The organism is Modestobacter sp. SYSU DS0657, assembly GCF_054050925.1.
The window spans coordinates 20,403-40,332 of the sequence record NZ_JBJHAG010000036.1 but is presented as its reverse complement, the minus strand read 5'-3'; the positions used below and the strand labels follow the sequence as shown (position 1 = coordinate 40,332).

General features: G+C 75.5%; 16 protein-coding genes. 11 read left to right on the top strand and 5 right to left on the bottom strand.

Features of this window, described 5'->3' with window-relative positions; translation table 11 throughout:
* The first annotated feature begins 270 nt into the window (after nucleotides 1-270).
* Together ACI79A_RS17970 and ACI79A_RS17965 are read left to right on the top strand one after the other, a co-directional pair.
* A complete protein-coding gene (locus tag ACI79A_RS17970) occupies nucleotides 271-1,872 on the top strand; it encodes an ABC transporter permease (protein ID WP_457085122.1) in 1,602 nt (533 codons plus the stop codon).
* 58 nt (nucleotides 1,873-1,930) lie between these two features.
* Complete coding sequence (locus tag ACI79A_RS17965) at nucleotides 1,931-2,452, top strand: GNAT family N-acetyltransferase (protein WP_457085121.1); 522 nt, start codon at nucleotides 1,931-1,933, stop codon at nucleotides 2,450-2,452.
* Between the two features lie 3 nt (nucleotides 2,453-2,455).
* On the opposite strand, the gene ACI79A_RS17960 is transcribed toward ACI79A_RS17965, so the two are convergent.
* Entirely contained in the window at nucleotides 2,456-4,048 is a 1,593-nt protein-coding gene (locus ACI79A_RS17960) for an LCP family glycopolymer transferase (RefSeq protein ID WP_457085120.1), read from the bottom strand.
* Between the two features lie 287 nt (nucleotides 4,049-4,335).
* On the opposite strand from ACI79A_RS17960, the gene ACI79A_RS17955 reads away from it, so the two are divergent.
* The 4 genes from ACI79A_RS17955 (at nucleotide 4,336) to ACI79A_RS17940 (ending at nucleotide 7,228) form a co-directional block, all read left to right on the top strand.
* A complete protein-coding gene (locus tag ACI79A_RS17955) occupies nucleotides 4,336-5,298 on the top strand; it encodes an acyl-ACP desaturase (protein WP_457085119.1) in 963 nt (320 codons plus the stop codon).
* Between the two features lie 33 nt (nucleotides 5,299-5,331).
* Entirely contained in the window at nucleotides 5,332-6,132 is an 801-nt protein-coding gene (locus tag ACI79A_RS17950) for an exodeoxyribonuclease III (protein WP_457085118.1), read from the top strand.
* A gap of 271 nt (nucleotides 6,133-6,403) precedes the next feature.
* Nucleotides 6,404-6,679: a hypothetical protein gene (locus ACI79A_RS17945; protein ID WP_457085117.1), complete on the top strand. Its 276-nt coding sequence runs from the start codon at nucleotides 6,404-6,406 to the stop codon at nucleotides 6,677-6,679.
* Between the two features lie 6 nt (nucleotides 6,680-6,685).
* A complete protein-coding gene (locus ACI79A_RS17940) occupies nucleotides 6,686-7,228 on the top strand; it encodes a hypothetical protein (RefSeq protein WP_457085116.1) in 543 nt (180 codons plus the stop codon).
* Between the two features lie 65 nt (nucleotides 7,229-7,293).
* On the opposite strand, the gene ACI79A_RS17935 is transcribed toward ACI79A_RS17940, so the two are convergent.
* On the bottom strand, nucleotides 7,294-8,169 hold the full coding sequence (locus ACI79A_RS17935; protein WP_457085115.1) for a PP2C family protein-serine/threonine phosphatase: 876 nt from the start codon (nucleotides 8,167-8,169) through the stop codon (nucleotides 7,294-7,296).
* Nucleotides 8,170-8,323: 154 nt separating this feature from the next.
* On the opposite strand from ACI79A_RS17935, the gene yaaA reads away from it, so the two are divergent.
* Both yaaA and ACI79A_RS17925 read left to right on the top strand, forming a co-directional pair.
* On the top strand, nucleotides 8,324-9,082 hold the full coding sequence (yaaA, locus tag ACI79A_RS17930; protein WP_457085114.1) for a peroxide stress protein YaaA: 759 nt from the start codon (nucleotides 8,324-8,326) through the stop codon (nucleotides 9,080-9,082).
* A gap of 42 nt (nucleotides 9,083-9,124) precedes the next feature.
* Nucleotides 9,125-10,537 (top strand): amidase, encoded by a 1,413-nt coding sequence (locus ACI79A_RS17925; protein WP_457085113.1) that lies wholly within the window; start codon nucleotides 9,125-9,127, stop codon nucleotides 10,535-10,537.
* A gap of 172 nt (nucleotides 10,538-10,709) precedes the next feature.
* On the opposite strand, the gene ACI79A_RS17920 is transcribed toward ACI79A_RS17925, so the two are convergent.
* The 3 genes from ACI79A_RS17920 to ACI79A_RS17910 form a co-directional block, all read right to left on the bottom strand.
* A complete protein-coding gene (locus ACI79A_RS17920; RefSeq protein ID WP_457085112.1) occupies nucleotides 10,710-11,162 on the bottom strand; it encodes a PGPGW domain-containing protein in 453 nt (150 codons plus the stop codon).
* A gap of 58 nt (nucleotides 11,163-11,220) precedes the next feature.
* Complete coding sequence (locus ACI79A_RS17915) at nucleotides 11,221-16,185, bottom strand: NAD-glutamate dehydrogenase (RefSeq protein ID WP_457085111.1); 4,965 nt, start codon at nucleotides 16,183-16,185, stop codon at nucleotides 11,221-11,223.
* A gap of 73 nt (nucleotides 16,186-16,258) precedes the next feature.
* Nucleotides 16,259-16,642, bottom strand: coding sequence for a phage holin family protein (locus ACI79A_RS17910; RefSeq protein ID WP_457085123.1), 384 nt, complete (start codon nucleotides 16,640-16,642; stop codon nucleotides 16,259-16,261).
* A gap of 119 nt (nucleotides 16,643-16,761) precedes the next feature.
* Between ACI79A_RS17910 and ACI79A_RS17905 the strand changes: the two genes are divergently transcribed.
* The 3 genes from ACI79A_RS17905 to ACI79A_RS17895 all read left to right on the top strand — a co-directional run bounded on the left by ACI79A_RS17905 (nucleotide 16,762) and on the right by ACI79A_RS17895 (nucleotide 19,930).
* Nucleotides 16,762-17,484 (top strand): TVP38/TMEM64 family protein, encoded by a 723-nt coding sequence (locus ACI79A_RS17905; RefSeq protein WP_457085110.1) that lies wholly within the window; start codon nucleotides 16,762-16,764, stop codon nucleotides 17,482-17,484.
* A gap of 247 nt (nucleotides 17,485-17,731) precedes the next feature.
* The gene (locus ACI79A_RS17900) at nucleotides 17,732-18,919 is read left to right on the top strand and encodes an AAA family ATPase (RefSeq protein WP_457085109.1); all 1,188 of its coding nucleotides are present in this window, start codon (nucleotides 17,732-17,734) and stop codon (nucleotides 18,917-18,919) included.
* A gap of 63 nt (nucleotides 18,920-18,982) precedes the next feature.
* A complete protein-coding gene (locus ACI79A_RS17895; RefSeq protein WP_457085108.1) occupies nucleotides 18,983-19,930 on the top strand; it encodes an alpha/beta fold hydrolase in 948 nt (315 codons plus the stop codon).

Below are 19,930 nucleotides of genomic sequence, written 5' to 3'. Positions count from 1 at the left end.
CGGCATCGGGGGCGCGGCGGACGCGCGGGCGGCGCGCGGCGGGGGGGGGGCGGGCCCCCCCCCGGCGCGCCCGCCCCCCCCCCCCCCCCCCCCCCCCCCCCCCCCCCCCCCCCCCCCCCCCCCCCCCCCCCCCCCCCCCCCCGCGCTGGACGCCGCGGTGCGCTGCCTGAGCGAGGCCGGGCTGCGGTCCCTGCACAGCGCGCCGCCCACCCTGGAGGAGCTGTTCCTCCGGCACTACGACCAGGCGGCCACCACCGCGGACGGCGCGCGGTGACCGCCCGCCCCTCGCTGACCGGCACCGGCGCGCTTCTGCGGTTCGCGCTCCGAAGGGACCGGCTCCGGCTGCCCGTCTGGGTGACCGGCGGCGCCCTGCTGGTGGTCGTGCAGTCCGCCGCCGCCCAGTCGACCTACGACTCCCCCGGCTCGCTGGCCGCCTACCGGGCCTCCGTGGGCAGCAACGCCGCGTCCATCGCCCTCGCCGGCCCGCCGGTGGGCCTGGACACGATCGCGGGCACGGTCGCCTTCGAGATGGCGACACCCCTGGCCGTCGTCGCGGTGCTGATGGTCATGTTCACCACCGTGCGGCACACCCGCGCCGACGAGGAGCTCGGGCGCACCGAGCTGGTCCGGTCGACCCGGATCGGTCGGCACGCCCCGCTGGCTGCGGCGGCCGGGGTCGCCGCGCTCGCCAGCGCCGCGCTGGGAGCCGCGATCGGCGTGGGGGCGACCGCCAGCGGGCTCCCCGCGCTCGGGGCCTTCGTGCTGGGCGCATCCGCGACGGCGACCGGGCTGGCCTTCGCCGGGCTCACCGCACTGGCTGCCCAGGTCGTCTCCACCGCCCGCGGGGTGTACGGGCTGGTGGGCGCCCTGCTGGGCGTGTCGCTCGTGCTGCGGGCGATCGGCGACGTCGAGGGCAACGGCCTGTCCTGGGCGTCCCCGGTGGGATGGGCCCAGGCCAGCCACCCCTGGTCCGGCGGCCGCTGGTGGCCGCTGCTGCTGAGCGTCGCCGCAGGCGTGGCAGCGCTGGCCGCGGCCACCCAGGTGCTGGACCGGCGCGACCTCGGCGCCGGGCTGGTGCAACCCCGCCCCGCGGCCGCGGTGGCCCCGCGGTCGCTGCTCTCGCCGCTGGGGCTGACCTGGCGGCTGCACCGCGGCGCGTTGCTGGGCTGGGCGGTCGGGGTGACCCTGCTGGGGGCGGTCTACGGCGCCCTCGCCGAGTCCGTGGAGACGCTGCTGGCCGACAACCCCGACGTCGCCGCCTTCCTGCCCGACGCCTCGGCCGCCGGCCTGGTCGACGCCTTCCTCGGCGTCGCGCTCACCACGACCGCGCTGCTGGTGGCCGCCTACGGCGTCGCCGCGGCGCTGCGGGCCCGCGCGGAGGAGACCGCCGGGCGCGCCGAGCCGGTGCTGGCGACCGCCACCTCGCGGAGCCGCTGGCTCGGCGGGCACGTGCTCGTCGCGCTCGCCGGGACGGTCGTGCTGCTGGCGCTGGGCGGGCTCGGCACGGGCGCGGCCCGCGCGGCCTCCACCGGGGACGCCGGCGACCTCGTCCGGGTGCTCGGGGCCGCGCTCGCGCACACCGCCGGCGTCTGGGTGCTCGTGGCGGTCGCCGTCGCCCTGGTGGGGCTGGCGCCCGAGCCGGCGCTGCCCGCGGCGTGGGCCGCCTTCGGCCTGGTCGCCGTCGTCACGCTGTTCGCCGAGTCCTTCGACTGGCCCGGCTGGGTCGCCGACCTCTCGCCGCTGGCCTGGACGCCGGCCATGCCGGTCGAGCCCTGGTCGACCGCGCCGGTGGCCGGGCTGCTGGCGGTCACCGCGGCGCTGACGGTGATCGGCCTGGGCGCGTTCCGCCGCCGCGACCTCGCCACCGCCTGAGGGCCCGGCCGGCAGAAACCGGGTGCGGACACCCGGGGCGCGGGGGCAGCATGCCGACGTGATCGTCCGCCGCGAGCAGCCGACCGACGCCGAGCAGGTCCGGCAGGTGCACCGGGCGGCCTTCGCCGCGCCCGGGCTGCCGGACGGCGCCGAGGTGCCCGAGGCCCGTCTGGTCGACGAGCTCCGCGCGGACCCCGGCTTCCTCCCACACCTGTCGCTGGTCGCGGTCGACGGCGACCGGGTCCTCGGGCACGTGCTGGCGACCCGCGGCCGGCTCGAGCCCCTCGCCGTCCCGGCGCTGGGGCTCGGTCCGCTGGGCGTGCTGCCCGCCGCGCAGCGGCGCGGCGTCGGGACGGCGCTGGTGCACGCGGTGCTGGCGGCGGCCGAGGCGTGCGGCGAGCGGCTGGTGGCGCTGCTGGGCGACCCTGCCTACTACGGCCGCTTCAGTTTCCGCCCGGCCACCGAGCTGGCCGTGACCGCCCCCGACCCGGGGTGGGGCGAGCACTTCCAGGCCCGCCTGCTGGGGCCGGCCACGCCCGCGGGCACCTTCCGGTACGCCGCGCCCTTCGACCGGCTCTGACGCTCAGCCGCGCTTGGTCGGCGGCTTGCCCTCGTCCAGCGCCTCCTGGGCCTGGACCGGGTCGTAGGCGCAGGCGTCGGTGACCTCGGCGGCCGGGTCGGCCGGCGTGGGCTCTGCCGGTGCGCCCGACTGGGCCGTCGAGCTCGAGGGGGCCGGCTGCGCGGCGTCGGCCGGCGGCGCGGTGGTCCCGGCCGCCGCGTCGCCGTCCGAGGGGGGCTGCAGCGCCTGCTGCACCAGCGAGCGGATGCGGTCGTAGTCGGGGTAGGCCGGGGTGATCACCGTGTCGTCGAAGACGACGCTGCGGATCTCGGTGCCCTGCACCAGGAAGGCCAGGTCGACGACGTCGTCCAGCAGCGACTGCGGGATGTCGGTGGAGACGATGTCCTGGGTGGTCGCGGCCAGCTCCCGGTACCGGGACAGCAGGGTCACCGGGTCGGCGGCCTCGACGATCGCGTCGATGACGCAACGCTGGCGGTCCATCCGCTGGTAGTCCGACAGCCCGTAGCGACCCCGGGCGAAGTCCAGCGCACGGACGCCGTCCATGTGCTGGTCGGGGCCCGGCGCGATGTAGTCGTCGGGGAGCTCCTGGCCGACGATGCCGTTGATCGGCACCCAGTAGTTCACGTCCACGGTGATGCCCCCGAGGGCGTCGACCAGCCGGCTGAACCCCTCGAGGTTGACCAGCACGAAGTAGTCGATGTGCAGGCCCAGCGCCTCGCCGACGCCCAGCTTGAGCATGTCCGCGCCGAGGTCGTCGGTCGGGCCCAGGATGTCGGGGTACCAGGCCGGCCCGTTGCGGTAGACCGCGTTGAGCAGGCTCTCGCCCTCGCTGCCGACGTCGAACCCGTCGGGCCAGACGTCGTGCAGCGGGCTGTCCTCCGGGAAGGGCAGGTCCTGGAGGTTGCGGGGGAGGCTGAACAGCGTCGTCTCCCCGGTGCGGGTCTGGATGTTCGCCACGATGACGGTGTCGGTGCGCACCCCCTCGCGCCCCTCCCCGCCGTCGCCACCGAGCAGGAGGATGTTGACCTCCTCCCGGTCGCCGAAGGGGTGCTCGTCGTCCACCGGGTCGGTGACCGTGGCGCTCTCCCGGTCGGCGAACACCGTGTCGACCAGGTCGCGCTGGGCCAGGGTCGCGCCCACCGCCTGGTAGGTGGGCCAGGCGATCCCCGCGCACAGGGCCAGGACGACCGCGGCTCCCACGGCCTGCTGCCAGGGGCGCAGCCGGCGGGGGCGCAGCACCAGCCAGCCGGCGACCACCATCAGCGCCCACGCGACCGCGAGCGCGACCAGCCCCACGACCACCCAGGCGAGTGCGGTGGAGTCCACGGCCACCCGGACGGCGTCCCGCCAGCCGCCCAGGCCCAGCCACACCAGCGCGGCCATCAGCAGCCCGAAGACGACGAGCACGGCGGCGCCCAGGCGGCGGCGGCCACCGGCCACCAGCGCCGTGCCCGGCAGGACGGCGCCGACGACGGTGAGCCCCAGCGCGGAGCCGAAGCCGCGGTCGGCGTACCGGCCACGGCGACCGGCCGCGGTGGCACCGGTGGGCGGAGGCGGCCCGGAGGTGCGGGCGGAGCCCGATGGGTCGTCGCTCACGCAGCCGTCGTCCCCTCGCAGCACCCGGTCATCCCGCCCATGCTCCCACCGGAGGCGCGTGCCGTGCCCCGGCTGCGACCGCGGATCACCCGTCCGGGCCGCCAGCATCGACGGTGCGTCCGCGCATGATCACGGTCAGCGGCGAAGCGGGGGACGCGGTGGTGAACACGCGCAGAGGCGCGGACTGCGCCGGCCCGATGGCGGGTAGTCGGAGGAACGCCAGCCGCCGCGCCCGTTGTTACGGTTGCGTAGGTTACGAGACCGTAGGTCACTTCCCGGGAGGACCCGTGCCGCAGACCACCGCACAGGCAGCACTGCTCATCGAGCTCGAGTCCGTCGTGGAGGAGAACCTCAACCGCCACCTCGGCCTGGCCCAGGAGTGGCACCCGCACGACTACGTCCCCTGGTCGCAGGGGCGCGACTTCGCCTTCCTCGGCGGCGAGGACTGGTCGCCGGAGCAGTCGAAGCTGGACGAGACCGCCAAGGCGGCGATGTTCACCAACCTGCTCACCGAGGACAACCTGCCCAGCTACCACCGGGAGATCGCCACCCAGTTCGGCCGGGACGGCGCCTGGGGCACCTGGGTGGGCCGCTGGACGGCGGAGGAGAACCGGCACGGCATCGCCCTGCGCGACTACCTCGTCGTCACCCGCGGCGTCGACCCGGTGGAGCTCGAGCGGGCCCGGATGGACTACATGACCTCCGGCTACGACTCCGGCGACAAGACCGCGCTGGAGACCGTCGCCTACGTCTCCTTCCAGGAGCTCGCCACCCGGGTGAGCCACCGGAACACCGGCAAGGCCACCGGCGACCCGATCGCGGACAAGCTGCTCGCCCGGATCGCCAAGGACGAGAACCTGCACATGGTCTTCTACCGGAACATCGTCTCCGCGGCGTTCGAGATCGACCCCGACGCCACCATGCGGGCGGTCGCCGACGAGGTCATGCGCTTCGAGATGCCCGGCGCCACCATGGCCGGCTTCCGCAAGAACTCGGTGATCATCGCCAAGGCCGGGATCTACGACCTGCGCCTGCACCACGACGAGGTCATCTCCCCGGTGCTGCGCGCCTGGAAGGTGTTCGAGCGGACCAACCTCGGACCCGCCGGCGAGCAGGCCCGCGAGGAGCTCGCGCAGTTCATGGCCGGGCTGGACGCCCAGGCGACCAAGTTCGTGGAGAGCCGCGAGCGGATGCGCGCCCGCCAGCAGGCCCGCCAGGACACCCAGCTGACCCCGCTCCCCCAGGCCTGAGCCCCTCGGGGACCGCGCCTAGGCTCGGTCCCCGTGCGCCTGGCGACCTGGAACGTGAACTCCATCCGCAGCCGAGTCGACCGGGTGGAGGCCTGGCTGCAGCGCAGCGACGTCGACGTCCTGGCACTGCAGGAGACCAAGTGCAAGGACGAGCAGTTCCCCGAGGAACGCTTCCGCGCGCTGGGCTACGAGGTGGCCCACGTGGGCTACTCGCAGTGGAACGGTGTGGCGCTGCTGTCCCGGGTGGGGCTGACCGATGTCGAGGTCGGCTTCCCGGGGATGCCCTCGTGGGCCAAGGAGGGCGCCGAGCCGGCCGCCGAGGCCCGCGCCCTGGGCGCCACCTGCGGCGGGGTGCGGGTGTGGAGCCTCTACGTGCCCAACGGCCGCACGCTGACCGACCCGCACCTGCAGTACAAGCTGGAGTGGCTGGAGGCCCTGCGGGTCAGCGCCGGCGGCTGGCTGACCGACGACGCCGACGCGCAGGTGGCGCTGGTCGGCGACTGGAACATCGCCCCGCAGGACGACGACGTCTGGGACATCTCGGTGTTCAGCCACTCCACGCACGTCTCCGAGCCCGAGCGGGCGGCCTTCCGCGGGGTGGTCGAGGCCGGGTTCACCGACGTCGTCCGGCCGTACACCCCGGGGCCCGGCGTCTACACGTACTGGGACTACACGCAGCTGCGCTTCCCGCGCCGCGAGGGCATGCGCATCGACTTCGTGCTCGGCTCCCCCGCACTGGCCCGCCGGGTCAGCGACGCCCGGATCGACCGCGAGGAGCGCAAGGGCAAGGGCGCCAGCGACCACGCCCCGGTGGTCGTCGACCTCGCCGACTGAGGCCCGTCAGGACGGCACGTGCATGAGCTCCAGCTGGATCTCGCCGTGGCTCACCCGAGTGGCCGGCGGGCCGCAGGTGCCGTAGGAATGGTTCCTGGCCAGTCCCAGCAGCGTGGACCCCGGCATCCGTGCGTCGCCGATCGGCGAGCGACGAGCACGTCACCCCTCGCTCGTCCCGTCACGTCCACGAGCCCGCATCGGCGCTTCGCGGCACGGCTGCGACGTGTGCACCCGGCGGCGTGCTCGTTCGACACACCTCCAGGAGAACCCCGTGGCGAACACCGCCCAGCGCACCACTCGCGACCGCCGTCTCAGCACCGAGACCAAGGCGTCGACCAAGACCACCGAGCTGTACGCCTACGTCGCCGCAGTGGCGGCGGTGGTGATCACCGCCCTCGTCGTCGGGGACGGGGAGGACGGCGGCGGCGACCCCTTCGGCGCCTCCGAGGCCATCCGCTACATCACCTTCCTCACCATCGGCTACATGGTGGCCCGCGGTCTGGCCAAGTCGGGCAGCCGCGACTTCTACGACGAGCACGGCAGCTGACCGCGGATGTCCCGCAACCAGCGCCGGAAGAAGCGCAACAAGCCGAGCAACAGCCAGAAGGCGAACGGCACCGCGAACCGCGACACCGCCAGGAACCCGTCTGCCCAGGCGGTGCACCTCCGCCCGAGCACCGAGACGAAGTCCGCGCTGCGGACGACCGAGTTCCTCGCCTACGTGGGCGCCGTGCTCGCCGTCGTCATCACCGCGCTCGCCGTCAACGACGACGGCCGAGGGGGCGAGGACCCCTTCGGGGCCGAGTCCGCCCTCCGCTACATCACGTACCTGACGATCGGCTACCTGCTCGCTCGCGGCCTGGCGAAGTCCGGGAGCCACGAGAACCGCGTCGCGCACGACACCGGCACTGACGACGCCGCACGCACCGGCGTGGTGCACGACGCGGACGCTGACGCGCGACTCGACGACGACCGGCTCCACGACGGACGGCGCGACGACGAGGACGTCGTGGCAGCGGATGACGCGGAGACGGCCGTCGCGCCGTCCGACCAGGACCCGCGCCCGACGGCCCAAGACGTCGACACGAGGCCCTGAGCCCCCCTGAGCGCCGCGGAGCTGCCGCAGCGGGCCGTGTCTCTCTGCCGCGGCAGCTCCGCGGGTCAGTGCGGGCGGTGCTGGACCAGCCCGACCGGCACCGGCCCCGGCCAGTCGGCCTCCAGCGCCTCGGCGGTCTCCTCACGCAGCTCCTGCGCCGCTCCCACCGTGCAGAGCCGCTGCGGCACGGGTTCCTCGGTCGCCCGCACGTCGGCGACCACCACCGTGATGTTGTCCGTGGGCGGGCCGGCCAGCGCGGCGTCCCGCAGCGCCGCCGCGGCCTCGGCGGGGGTGCCGGTGGCGAGCAGCCCGGCGATGACGTCGGGCGGGACGACGTCGGAGAGGCCGTCGGAGCAGACCATGACCCGGTCACCGGCGGCGGCGTCCAGCCGGATCACGTCGAGGGCGGCGACGTCGTCGTCAGCCCCGTGCAGCGCGGCGTAGACCGCCGACCGCTGCGGGTGCACCCGGGCCTCGGCCGGGGTGAGGCTGCCGGCATCGATGAGCGCCTGCACCAGGGTGTGGTCGGTGCTCACCTGCTGCAGCTCCCCGCCGGAGAGCAGGTAGCCGCGGGAGTCGCCGATGTGCAGCAGCACCAGCCCCTCGGCGTCCGCGTGCACCGCGGTGAGGGTGGTCGCCATCGTGCGCAGCCGCGGGCGCTCGGTGTAGGCGGCCCGGATCCGCTCGTTGGCGCTGGCCACCACCCGGACCGGGTCGTCGGAGCCCTCCCCCGTGCTGCCCACCGCCAGCGGCGCGAGCCAGGTGGCCACCAGCGAGGAGGCCACCGCCCCGCCGACGTTGCCACCGACGCCGTCGGCGATCGCGACCAGCAGCGGGCCACCCACCGCGGAGTCCTGGTTGTCCGGGCGCGGGCCGCGGGTGGAGACGGCTGCGCTGTCCAGCACGAGCACCGTCTCCACCTCCTGACCTGCAGATCTCACCTGGCACCGCGCGCGGCAGTGATCGAGAGGACGTTAGATGACGCGACGGCGCGGCGCCCCCGGGCAGCGCCGCGCGCGCCGCGGCTCCGGGCGTGCCGACAGCCTGCCACCGGGGTGCCCGGGCGCTCACCGCCGCCCCGTACCGTCGCACGACGTGCTCGTCCTGCTGCCCCCGTCGGAGACCAAGCAGACCGGTGGCGACGGCCCGCCGCTCGACCTGGACGCGCTGACCGCGCCTGAGCTGACGCCGGTCCGGGAGCAGCTGGTCGACGCGCTGACCGCCCTCGCCGCCGACGTCCCGGCCGCCCGCGCCGCCCTCGGGCTGTCGGCGAAGCAGGACGACGAGATCGCCCGCAACGCCGCGCTGCGCACCAGCCCGACCATGCCGGCCATCGAGCGCTACACCGGCGTGCTCTACGACGCGTTGGACGTCCGGTCGCTGACCCGCGCCCAGCGGGCCCGGGCCGCGACGCGCCTGGCCGTGGGGTCGGCGCTGTTCGGCGTCGTCCGGGCCGGGGACCGGGTACCGGCCTACCGGCTGTCGGCGGGCTCGGCACTGCCCGGCCTGCCCACCCTGCGGTCGCTGTGGAAGCCCGTGCTCACCGACGTGCTGACCGCGACCGACGAGCTCGTCGTCGACCTGCGTTCGGGCGCCTACGCCGAGCTGGCCCCCGTGCCCGACGCGGTCACCGTCCAGGTGCTCAGCGAGCGACCGGACGGCACCCGGGCGGTGGTCAGCCACTTCAACAAGGCGCACAAGGGCCGGCTGGCGCGGCTGCTGGCCACGACGACGGCCGAGCCGGACTCGGTGGTGCGGCTGCGGGCTCTGCTGCGCCGGAACGGGTTGCACGTGGAACATGCCGGCGGCAGCCAGCTCACCCTCGTCGTCCCGGCCGACGCGGTCACCCGGTGAGCACGGTTCCTCAGCGCTGAGATACCGGCTAGCGTCGCCGGGGTGAGCGACGACCTGTGCACCCGACCGGCCACCGAGCTCGCGGCGCTGGTCCGCGCCCGGCAGGTCAGCGCCCGCGAGCTGCTCGAGGCCCACCTGACGCGGATCGACCGGCTCAACCCGGCGCTCAACGCCATCGTGACGCTGGACGCCGAGGGCGCCCGGGCCGCGGCCGACGCCGCCGACGCGCAGCTCGCCGCGGGGGAGCCGGTCGGCCCGCTGCACGGCCTGCCGGTGGCGCACAAGGACACCCACCAGACCGGGGGCATGCGGACGACGTGGGGCTCGCCGCTGCACGCCGACACCGTGCCCGCCCGCGACGAGCTCGCCGTCGCCCGGTTGCGGGCCGCCGGTGCGATCCGGGTGGGCAAGACGAACGTGCCGGAGTTCGCCGCCGGCTCCCACACCTTCAACACGCTGTTCGGCGCCACCCACAACCCCTACCGGCACGGGTTGTCGGCCGGCGGGTCCTCCGGCGGCGCCGCCGCGGCGCTCGCGGCCGGGCTGGTGCCGCTGGCCGAGGGCAGCGACATGGGCGGCTCGCTGCGCAACCCGGCGGCTTTCTGCAACGTCGTGGGGCTGCGCACCACCCCGGGCCGGGTGCCCACCCACCCGGCGCCGATCGGCTGGTCGCAGCTGTCGGTGCAGGGGCCGATGGGCCGCACCGTCGCCGACGTCGCGCTGCAGCTGTCGGTGCTGGCCGGCCCCGACCCGCGGGTGCCGATCTCGCTCTCCGACCCCGGCCACCCGTTCGCCGCACCGCTGCCCACGGAGCTGACCGGCCTGCGCATCGCCTGGACCCCCGACCTGGGCGGCCGGGTGCCGGTCGACCCGGCGATCACCGAGGTGCTCATGGCCCAGCTCGGCGTCTTCCGCGCCCTCGGCGCAACGGTCGACGAGGACTGCCCGGACCTGCGCGACGCCGACGAGGTGTTCGGCGTGCTGCGGGCCTGGCTGTTCGAGGCGAGCTTCGGCGACCAGGTGCGCCGCAGCCCGGAGTCGTTCAAGCAGACGATCCGCTGGAACGCCGCGCGGGGCGCGGAGCTCACCGGCGCCGACGTCGGCCGCGCCGAGGTGGCGCACACGAAGCTGTACGAGCGGGTCGTCGCCTTCTTCGAGCGGTACGACGTGCTGCTCGCCCCCACCACCCAGGTGCTGCCCTTCCCGGTGGAGGTCGAGTACCCCACCGCGGTGAACGGGGTGGCGTTCGACGACTACCTGGGCTGGATGCGCTCCTGCACGCTGATCTCGGCCACCGGCTGCCCGGCGCTGTCGGTGCCCGGCGGGTTCACCGCCGACGGCCTGCCGGTGGGGCTGCAGATCGTCGGCGCCCCGCGGGCCGACCGAAGGGTGCTGGAGGTCGGGCACGCCTTCGAGCAGGCCACCGGCCACGGCCTGCGCCGTCCGGACCTCTGAGGCGGCGCGGGTCGAGCCGCCGGTCGCGCGGGTCGAGCCGGGCCACCTGATGTGGAGCCGCGTCACAGCGCGGCTCCACATCAGCCGGGGCGGCTCAACCCTCCTGCGGACGCAGCCGGACGGCGTGGTCCGGACGCCGGTGCGCCAACCGGCCGTCGCTGTGCCGGGCGGATCAGTCCGCGGTGGGAGCCGCGGCCCGGTAGGCGCCACCGTCACCGGGGGTGCCGGCCGGACGGTGCGCGCGCTCCACCTGGACGTGCTCCTCGTGCCGGGCGAACACCACGGTCCCGACGAGGAACAGGCCCGACAGGATGAGCACGACGGCGGTGAAGGCGTTGGCGAACGGGATCTCCACCCCGATCAGGGTGAGCACGCCGAGCCCGACCAGGACGAGCGCGGCGAGCACGGCGCCCAGGGCCCGCCACGGGCTGCGCCCGACCTCCTCGATGCCCTCCTGGGCCTTCTCCTTGGCGTAGTCCAGCGGCTTCCGCGCCCAGGAGAAGCGGGTGGCGAGCACCGCCAGTCCCGCGGCGACGAGCACGAAGCCCGGGCCCGGCAGCACGAGGAGGGCGATGCCGGCGAGGGTCAGCAGGCCACCGAGGACGGCGACGACGACGGTCTTCACCGTCCGGTTGTGCCCCATCCGATGCCGGACCACGCCTGCCCGGGTCAGCCGGCCCGGATCAGCCGGCCCGGCGGCGCAGGCCGCGCAGGGTGCGGACGGCGACGAGCAGCTCGGCGAGCTCGTGCCGATCCCCGGTCGCCAGCTCCTCCAGCTGCACCGCCGCCCGCTGCTGGGCGACGTCCCACGCGTCGGCCCACCGGCCGACCAGCGCGTCCGCGGGCTCGTCGCCGGACTGGCGCAGGCCCAGCACGTCGGCGGTGAGCGTGGCCTGCTCGGCGGCGAGGTCGTCGCGCAGCGAGGTGCGGGCGATGGAGTCCCAGCGCCGGTTGCGGGGCAGCGCGATGACCAGCTCCCGCAGCGGCACCAGCCCCAGCCGTTCCCCCAGGCACTGGGCCACCTGGGCGGCCAGCGCGATCGGCGCTCCCGTCGACTCGGCGACCACCGCGAGGTCCAGCGCCGCCGGCAGCAGCGGCGCGACGGCCACCTCGGCGGCCAGCTCGGCGGACACCCCGTCGGCGCGCAGGGCGGCGGCCCGCTCGGCGTAGCCGGCGGCGTCGGCGCCCAGCAGCCACCCGGGCAGCCCCGCGCAGACCTCCGCGACCGGCCCGGCGAACCGGTCGACGACCTCCTGCAGCGACGGCGCCGGCTCCGCGGTCAGGCCGGGCAGCCGGAGCAGCCAGCGGGTGGCCCGCTCGGCCAGCCGGGTCGCCTCGGTGCGGACGTGCACCTGGGTGGCCGCGGGCACCCGGTTGTCCAGCTGCCGGGGCGCGTCCCACAGCCGGTCGACGTCGAAGACGGCCCGGGCGACGGCGTGCGCCCGGACCACGGCGGACAGCGGCGCGCCGGTCTCCTCGGCCAGCCGGAACACACCCGTGACGCCGGCGACGTTCACCGTGCGGTTGGTGAGCACGGTCGCCACGATCTCCCGGCGCAGCGGGTGGTCGGCGATCGCGGCGGCGAACCGGCTCCGCAGCGGGCGGGGGAAGTAGTCCGACAGCAGCCCGGCCAGCGCCGGGTCGTCGGGCAGCCCCGAGGCGAGCACCGCGTCGCCGGCCTCGATCTTGGCGTAGGCCAGCAGCACCGACAGCTCGGGGCCGGTGAGCGCCAGCCCGTCGCGGCGGCGCTCGGCGATCGCCCGGTCGTCGGGCAGGAACTCCACCGCCCGGTCCAGCCGGCCGGCGCGCTCCAGCCAGCGCAGGTAGCGCTGGTGGGCGTCCAGCAGGCCGCGGGCGGCGGCCGCCTCGCCGGCCAGCGTGGCGTTCTGCGCGTGGTTGTCGGTGAGCACGGCGGCCGCGACCTCGTCGGTCATCTCGGCCAGCAGCCGTGCCCGTCCCCCGGCGTCCAGCAAGCCCTCGTCGACCACGCGGTTCAGCGCGATCTTGATGTTGACCTCACGGTCGGAGGTGTCCACCCCGGCGGAGTTGTCGATGGCGTCGGTGTTCAGCCGCCCGCCGGTCAGCGCGTACTCGATCCGGCCGCGCTGGGTCAGGCCCAGGTTGCCACCCTCCCCCACGACCCGCACCCGCAGCCGGCCGCCGTCCACCCGGACGGCGTCGTTGGCCTTGTCGCCGACGTCGGCGGCGCTCTCCGTGGCGGCCTTCACGTAGGTGCCGATGCCACCGTTGAAGAGCAGGTCGACCGGGGCCAGCAGCACCGCGCGGACCAGCTCCACCGGGCTGAGCGACTCGATGCCCGGAGCCAGGCCCAGCGCGTCGCGCATCGGGGCGGAGACCGGCACCGCCTTCGCCGTCCGCGGCCACACCCCACCGCCCGGGCTGATCAGCGACCGGTCGTAGTCCGCCCAGGAGGACCGGGGCAGGGCGAACAGCCGCTGCCGCTCGGCGAAGGACGCGGCGGCGTCCGGCGTCGGGTCGACGAAGACGTGCCGGTGGTCGAAGGCGGCGACCAGCCGCAGGTGCCCCGACAGCAGCATGCCGTTGCCGAAGACGTCGCCGGACATGTCGCCGATGCCGACGACGGTGACCTCCTGGCTCTGCACGTCGACGCCGAGCTCGCGGAAGTGCCGGGTGACCGACTCCCAGGCGCCCCGGGCGGTGATGCCCATGGCCTTGTGGTCGTAGCCGACCGAGCCGCCGGAGGCGAAGGCGTCGCCGAGCCAGTAACCGCGCTCGATCGCCACGGCGTTGGCCAGGTCGGAGAAGGTCGCCGTCCCCTTGTCGGCCGCGACCACCAGATAGGTGTCGTCGCCGTCGTACCGGACCACCCGCTCGGGTGGGACGACCTCGCCGGGGGCCACCCCGGCCGAGCTGTAGTTGTCGGTGAGCGAGAGGAGGGCGCCGATGAACAGCCGGTAGCAGGCCTGCCCCTCGGCCAGCACGTCGTCGCGCGAGGCGGGGCGGGTGGGATCGGGACCGGCCGGCGGCCGGAGGGGGACGAACCCGCCCTTGGCGCCCGTGGGCACGATGACGGTGTTCTTCACCGTCTGCGCCTTGACCAGGCCGAGCACCTCGGTGCGCAGGTCCTCGCGGCGGTCGCTCCAGCGCAGCCCACCCCGGGCGACGGCGCCGAAGCGCAGGTGCACCCCGAGCACCCGCGGCGAGCTGACCCAGACCTCCCGGGCCGGCCGCGGCTCGGGCAGGTCGGGGACGCCGGTCGGGTCGAGCTTCAGCGCCAGCGGCGCACGGCCGGCGACGACGTCGGCGGTGTAGGCGGTGGTGCGCAGGGTCGCCCGCACGGCGGCGAGCAGCGCGGTGAGCACCCGGTCGGCGTCCAGCGAGGCCACCTCGCCGATCGCCTCGGTCAGCGAGCCGACCAGCGCCTCGGTGCGGGCCTCCCGCCCGGCTGCGCGGTCGGGGGAGAAGCGGGTCTCGAAGAGCGCGACGAGCCGGGCGACGATGCCGGGGTGGGCGGCGAGGGTCTGCTGGACGTAGCCCTGCCCGAAGGGCAGCCCACCTTGGCGCAGCCACTGCACGTAGGCGCGCAGCACCGCCACCTGGCGCCAGGTGAGCCCGGCGCGCAGCACCAGCGCGTTGAGCCCGTCGTCCTCGGTGCGACCGGCCCAGACCGCGGTGACCGCGTCGGTGAACCGCTCCGGCAGCGTGCCGACGAAGGGCACCTCGTCGGTCGGGGAGGCGAGCCCGAAGTCGTAGACCCAGGCCAGCGGGGCGCCGATCCGGTCGATCTCGTAGGGCCGCTCGTCGAGCACGTCGACGCCCATGTGCTGCAGCACCGGCAGGACGTCGGACAGCAGCAGCCGGTCCCCCACCCGGTAGATCGTCAGCCGCCGTTCCCCCTCGGCCGGGTCACGGGGGGCCCGCAACCGCAGATCCATCTCCCCGGGCCCGAGCCGGTCCAGCCGGGCCAGGTCGTCGACGGCGACCGCGGCCGGGAAGTCCTCCTGGTAGGCGGCGGGGAAGGCGTCGGCGACCCGGGCGAGCAACCGCGGCGCGTCGTCGCCGTGGCGGGCGGCCAGCGCGTCGGCCAGGTCGTCGGTCCAGCTGCGGGCGGCCCCGGCCAGCGCCGCCTCCAGGGCCGGCACGTCGACGTCGGGCAGCCGGGGCAGCCCGCGCCGGCTGACCGGCACCCGCACGACGAAGTGCAGCCGGGTGAGCACCGACTCGCTGGACCGGACGGTGAACTCCACCGTCGTGCCGCCCAGGTGCTCCAGCAGCAGCTGCTGCATCGCCAGCCGGACGGCGGTGGTGTAGCGGTCGCGGGGCAGGTAGACCAGCGCGGAGAAGAACCGGCCGAACGGGTCGCGGCGCAGGAACAGCCGGGTCTGCCGGCGCTCGCGCAGGTGCAGCACGGCCAGGGCGACCGGCAGCAGCTCGTCGACGTCGACCTGGAGCAGCTCGTCGCGCGGGTAGCTCTCCAGGACGTCGAGCAGCTCCTTGCCGGAGTGGCTGTCGGCCGGGACGCCGGAGCCGGCGAGGACGGCCTCGGCGGTGCGGCGCACCAGCGGCACGTCGCGGACGCTGCTGGCGTAGGCCTCGGTGGGGAACAGGCCGACCAGCAGGTGCTGGCGTGCCCGGCTGCCGGGGGTGTCGCTGGGCAGGTCGACGACGACGAGGTCCAGCCAGGCCGGGCGCTGCACGGTCGACCGGGCGTCGCCCTTGGTGACCAGCACCCGGTGACCGGTGCCGCCGCGGGCGGCCAGCGCGGCCGGGGCGACGGAGGTGGCCCGGTCCGGGGAGCTGCGCAGCACGCCGAGCTCCGAGCCGGGCACCACCTCGGGGGTCGCGTCCTCCCCCATCAGCTCCACGGTGCGGGCGCCGAGGAAGAGGAACGTGCCGTCGGCCAGCCAGCGCAGCAGGGCGGCGGCCTCGGCCGGGTCGTCGGCGGGGTGCCCGGCAGGGTCGTCGGCCGGGTCGCCGGGAAGCCGGTCCAGGGCGCCGGCCACCTGGCGGGCGCGGTCGGCCAGCGCCGCGGCGTCCTCGTGGGCCCGCCGGACGTCGGCGAGCACGCCGGCCAGCCCCGCGACCAGGTCGGCGGCGGCCTCGTCGTCGACCTGGCCGGCGAGCACCACGGCCATCCACGACTCGGCGGTCGCGTCCGCACCGCAGGCGGCGGCATCGGCGCTGTCGCAGAACTCGGTCAGCTCACCGTCGGGGTCCCGGCGGACCACGACGACCGGGTGGACGACGTGCTCCACGGCCACGCCCTGGCGGACGACCTCCGCGGTGACCGAGTCGACCAGGTAGGGCATGTCGTCCACGACCACCCGCAGCACGGCCCGCCCCCCGGCGGTGCGGTGGACGTCGACGGTGGCGGTGCCCGCCGGCCGGGTGGCGGCCAGCCGGAGGTGGGCCACGGCGAGCGCCGCGAGGTCGGCGGGGTCGTGCCCGACGATCTCGGCGGCCGGCTCACCGGCGTAGAAGCGGTGCAGCAGCGCCGCGGCGTCGACCGGGCCGAGCGGGGCCTGGCCGGCCGCCGGCTGCGCGGTCGTGACCAGCCCGCCGGCGGTCTCGGCCGCCCGGTCGAGCAGGCGGCGCTTCTCCTCCTGGGCGGCCTCGAGGGCGGCCATGTCGGCGCCCACGTCGGAGGAGGAGCCGCGGCGGACCATGTCCGGCCACGCTAGTGGCCGCCGCCCCGGGCCGCACGTACACCGGCGAGCCCGGCGCGGCACGCCGGGGAGCTCAGCCGGCGCGGACCTTCAGCGGCAGGATCAGCTCGGCGATCCAGCTGAACAGCGCGATCAGGAAGCCACCGACGAGCGCCGCCCAGAAGCTCTCCACGCTGAACCGGTCGGAGATCAGCGCGGTCAGCCCGAGCATGGCGGCGTTGATCACCAGCAGGAACAACCCGAGCGTGAGGATCACGAACGGCAGCGCGAGCAGCCGGACGATCGGCCCCACGATGGAGTTGACCAGCGCGAACAGCAGCGCCACCCAGAGGTACGTGCCGGTCTCGCCGAAGAACCCGGTGGGGTTGCCGATCACCTCGATCCCGTCGACGAGCCGGGTGACTGCGTAGATGATCGCCGCGAGCACGACGACACGGACGGCGAACTTCCCGATCATTGCCACGTCGGCACGCTAGCGCCCGCGGCTCGACGCCAGGCCCTCTTCGATGGTCTAGTGCAGTCTCGCGTCTGCCGTAGAGAGGCACAGACAGCGGCAGGCGGCACACTGGGTGGACGATGACCGAACAGGCCCGACGCCGCCGCGTGCCGGCACCCGCCGCCGGACGGGCCGCACTGCTGGTCGTGCTGCTGCTGCTCGGCGCCGGCCTCGCCGTCGACGTGCCTGGGGTGGGCGAGGTGCGCGGCTGGCTGGACGACGCCGGCCCCGCCGGGTGGGCGGGCCTGCTCGCCGGTTCGGCGCTGGCCACGCTGGCCCCCGTGCCGCGGACCGCGCTGTCGGTGCTGGCCGGGGTGCTCGCCGGGTTCTGGGGCGGCCTCGCCCTGGCGCTGACCAGCGGGGTGCTCGGCGCCCTCGCCGGCTTCACCCTGGCCCGGCTGCTGGGCCGCGAGGCGGTCACCCGGCTCGCCGGGCCACGGCTGGCCCGGGCCGACGCGCTGCTCACCGACCGCGGCACGGTCGCGGTGCTGGTCGCCCGGCTGACGCCCGTGTTGCCGTTCACCCTGGTCAGCTACGCCGGAGGCCTGTCCGGCATGCGGCTGCGCGACCACCTCCTCGGCTCGGCCGTCGGGCTGACGCCGGGCACCGTGCTGCACGTCGCGGTGGGGGCGAGCGTGGGCGCGGCCGGCCTCGGCGACGGCCGGACCCTGCTGCTGGCCCTCGTGCCGCTGTCCCTGGCGCTCGTCGTCCTGACCTGCGCCCACTGGTGGCGGCGCCGGGGTGCGGCGACCGGCCGCCCGGAGCCGGCAGACCCGGCTCTCTCCTCGTCTATCACTCTCTAGCGCAGACGCGAGAGAGCCGAAGACAGTACTCGTCACTTCGACTCCCCCCTGCGACGCCCGACTCATTCGAACACACGTTCGACCAGTCTGCTACCTTCGGCGTCATCGGAGGTCGACGGCTCTGCCGTCGTCTGGCCGTGTCTAGTGATGGGGCTAGACGCGGGCAGACGACGGTCGAGTCACTGCTGCATGGCCTCGTCTATCGGTTTCTACCGCTCGGTCTATACGAGGCCATAGGGTGCTCGACATGGACCCCGTGCGGAACCCGTACGCCCCCGGCGCCGGCCAGCGCCCACCCGAGCTGGCCGGGCGGGACACCGAGCTCTCCGCCTTCGACGTCGTCCTCGAGCGGATCGCGCACGGCCGACCGGAGCGGTCGCTCGTGCTCACCGGGCTGCGCGGGGTCGGGAAGACGGTGCTGCTCAACCAGCTGCGTTCGGCGGCGATCAGCCGCGGCTGGGGCACCGGGAAGATCGAGGCGCGGCCCGACCAGTCGCTGCGCCGGCCGGTCTCCTCGGCGCTGCACATGGCGCTGCGCGAGCTGCGGCACCCCGACCAGGAGTCCATGGAGGCGGTGCTGGGGGTGCTCAAGGCGTTCGCCCTCCGCGGGTCGGACGCCTCGGCCAAGGTGCGCGAGCGCTGGCAGCCCGGGATCGACGCCCCCGCCACCAGCGGCCGCGCCGACTCCGGGGACATGGAGATCGACCTGGTCGAGCTGCTCAGCGACGCCGCCGGCCTGGCCGCCGACGTCGGCAAGGGCATCGCGCTGTTCATCGACGAGATGCAGGACGTGCAGGCGCCGGACGTGTCGGCGATCTGCGCGGCCTGCCACGAGCTGTCCCAGCAGGGGGCGCCGCTGATCGTCGTCGGGGCGGGGCTCCCCCACCTGCCCGCCGTGCTGTCGGCGTCCAAGAGCTACTCCGAGCGGCTCTTCCGCTACCTGCGGATCGACCGGCTCGACCGGCCCGCCGCCGACCGGGCGCTGCTGGCCCCCGCCGAGCGGGAGGACGTCACCTTCGAGCCAGAGGCGCTCGACGCCCTCTACGCCGCCGCCGACGGCTACCCCTACTTCGTGCAGGCCTACGGCAAGGTCACCTGGGACGTCGCCGCCTCCTCCCCCGTCACCGCCGCCGACGTCGCCATGGCCGCTCCGGCCGCCGAGGCCGAGCTCGCCGTCGGCTTCTTCGGCTCCCGCTACGACCGCGCCACCCCGGCCGAACGCGAGTACATGCACGCGATGGCCGAGCTCGGTGGGCCGCAGGGCAGCCCGGTGGCGACGGCCGAGGTGGCCGCCGCGCTGGGCCGGAAGCCCGCCTCGCTCTCCCCGGCACGCGACTCGCTGATCAAGAAGGGCCTGGTCTACTCCGCCGAGCGGGGGCAGATCGCCTTCACCGTGCCGCACTTCGGGCGCTACCTGCTCAGCCACGCCGACTGACGGCGGACGCGGCAGGACACCGTTCCACGTGCAACCAGCCGCTCACCGGGGCAGGGTGATCACATGAGCGCGACCGGGAGCAGCAGGTACGACGTCCGCACCCCTGAGGAGATCACCGTCCCGGTGGCCGGCGGTGACCTGGCCGCGCTGTACTGGGCCGCCGACGCGCCCGCCGCTCCGCTGGCGGTGCTCCTGCACGGGATCACCTCCAACGCGGCGACCTGGACGACGGTGGCCGCCGCGCTGGCCGGCGAGTGCGAGGTCGTCGCCCCCGACCTGCGCGGACGGGCCGGGAGCGCCGGCCTGCCCGGCCCCTACGGCCTGTCCGCGCACGCCGCCGACGTCACCGCGCTGCTGGAGCGGTTCGGCGCGGACGGAGCGGCCGGTGCCGACGCCACGGTGCTGGTCGGGCACTCGATGGGCGGCTTCGTCGCCACCCTGGCCACCGCCGGCCAGGCCCGCGACCTCGTGCACGGCCTGGTGCTCGTCGACGGCGGCCTCCCCTTCGCCGTCCCCCCGGCCGCCGACACCGACGACATGCTGGCCGCCTTCCTCGGCCCGACGCTGGAGCGGCTGGACCGCCCCTTCGCCGACCTCGCCGCAGTCCGCGCCTTCTGGGCCGACCACCCGGTCATCGGCCGGTGGGTCGACGACCCGGCGGTGGGGGCCTTCCTCGCCCGTGACCTGACCGGTGAGCCGCCGGAGCTGCGCAGCTCGGTGGTGCACGAGGCGGTCCGGGTCGACGGCGCGGACATGTTCGGCAACCAGGCGGTGCTGGAGACGACCACGGACCTGCCGGTGCCGGCCACCCTGCTGTGGGCCACCCGCGGCATGGACGGCGAGGTGCCCGGCCTCTACGACGAGGTGCGGCTGGCCGGGATGAACCTCTCCGACGCGCACGTCCGCGCCCGCGAGGTGCCCGGCACCGACCACGACTCGATCATCTGGTCGGCCGACGGGGTGGCCGCGATCGCCGAGGCGGTCCGGTCGGCCGCAGCGTCGGACCGCTGA

Excerpts from the sequence above, each read along its gene's own strand:
- ACI79A_RS17940 (WP_457085116.1), top strand. The coding sequence starts at position 6,686 with ATGTCCCGCAACCAGCGCCGGAAGAAGCGCAACAAGCCGAGCAACAGC.
- ACI79A_RS17915 (WP_457085111.1), bottom strand. The coding sequence starts at position 16,185 with ATGGTCCGCCGCGGCTCCTCCTCCGACGTGGGCGCCGACATGGCCGCC.
- ACI79A_RS17910 (WP_457085123.1), bottom strand. The coding sequence starts at position 16,642 with ATGATCGGGAAGTTCGCCGTCCGTGTCGTCGTGCTCGCGGCGATCATC.
- ACI79A_RS17905 (WP_457085110.1), top strand. The coding sequence starts at position 16,762 with ATGACCGAACAGGCCCGACGCCGCCGCGTGCCGGCACCCGCCGCCGGA.
- ACI79A_RS17900 (WP_457085109.1), top strand. The coding sequence starts at position 17,732 with ATGGACCCCGTGCGGAACCCGTACGCCCCCGGCGCCGGCCAGCGCCCA.
- ACI79A_RS17895 (WP_457085108.1), top strand. The coding sequence starts at position 18,983 with ATGAGCGCGACCGGGAGCAGCAGGTACGACGTCCGCACCCCTGAGGAG.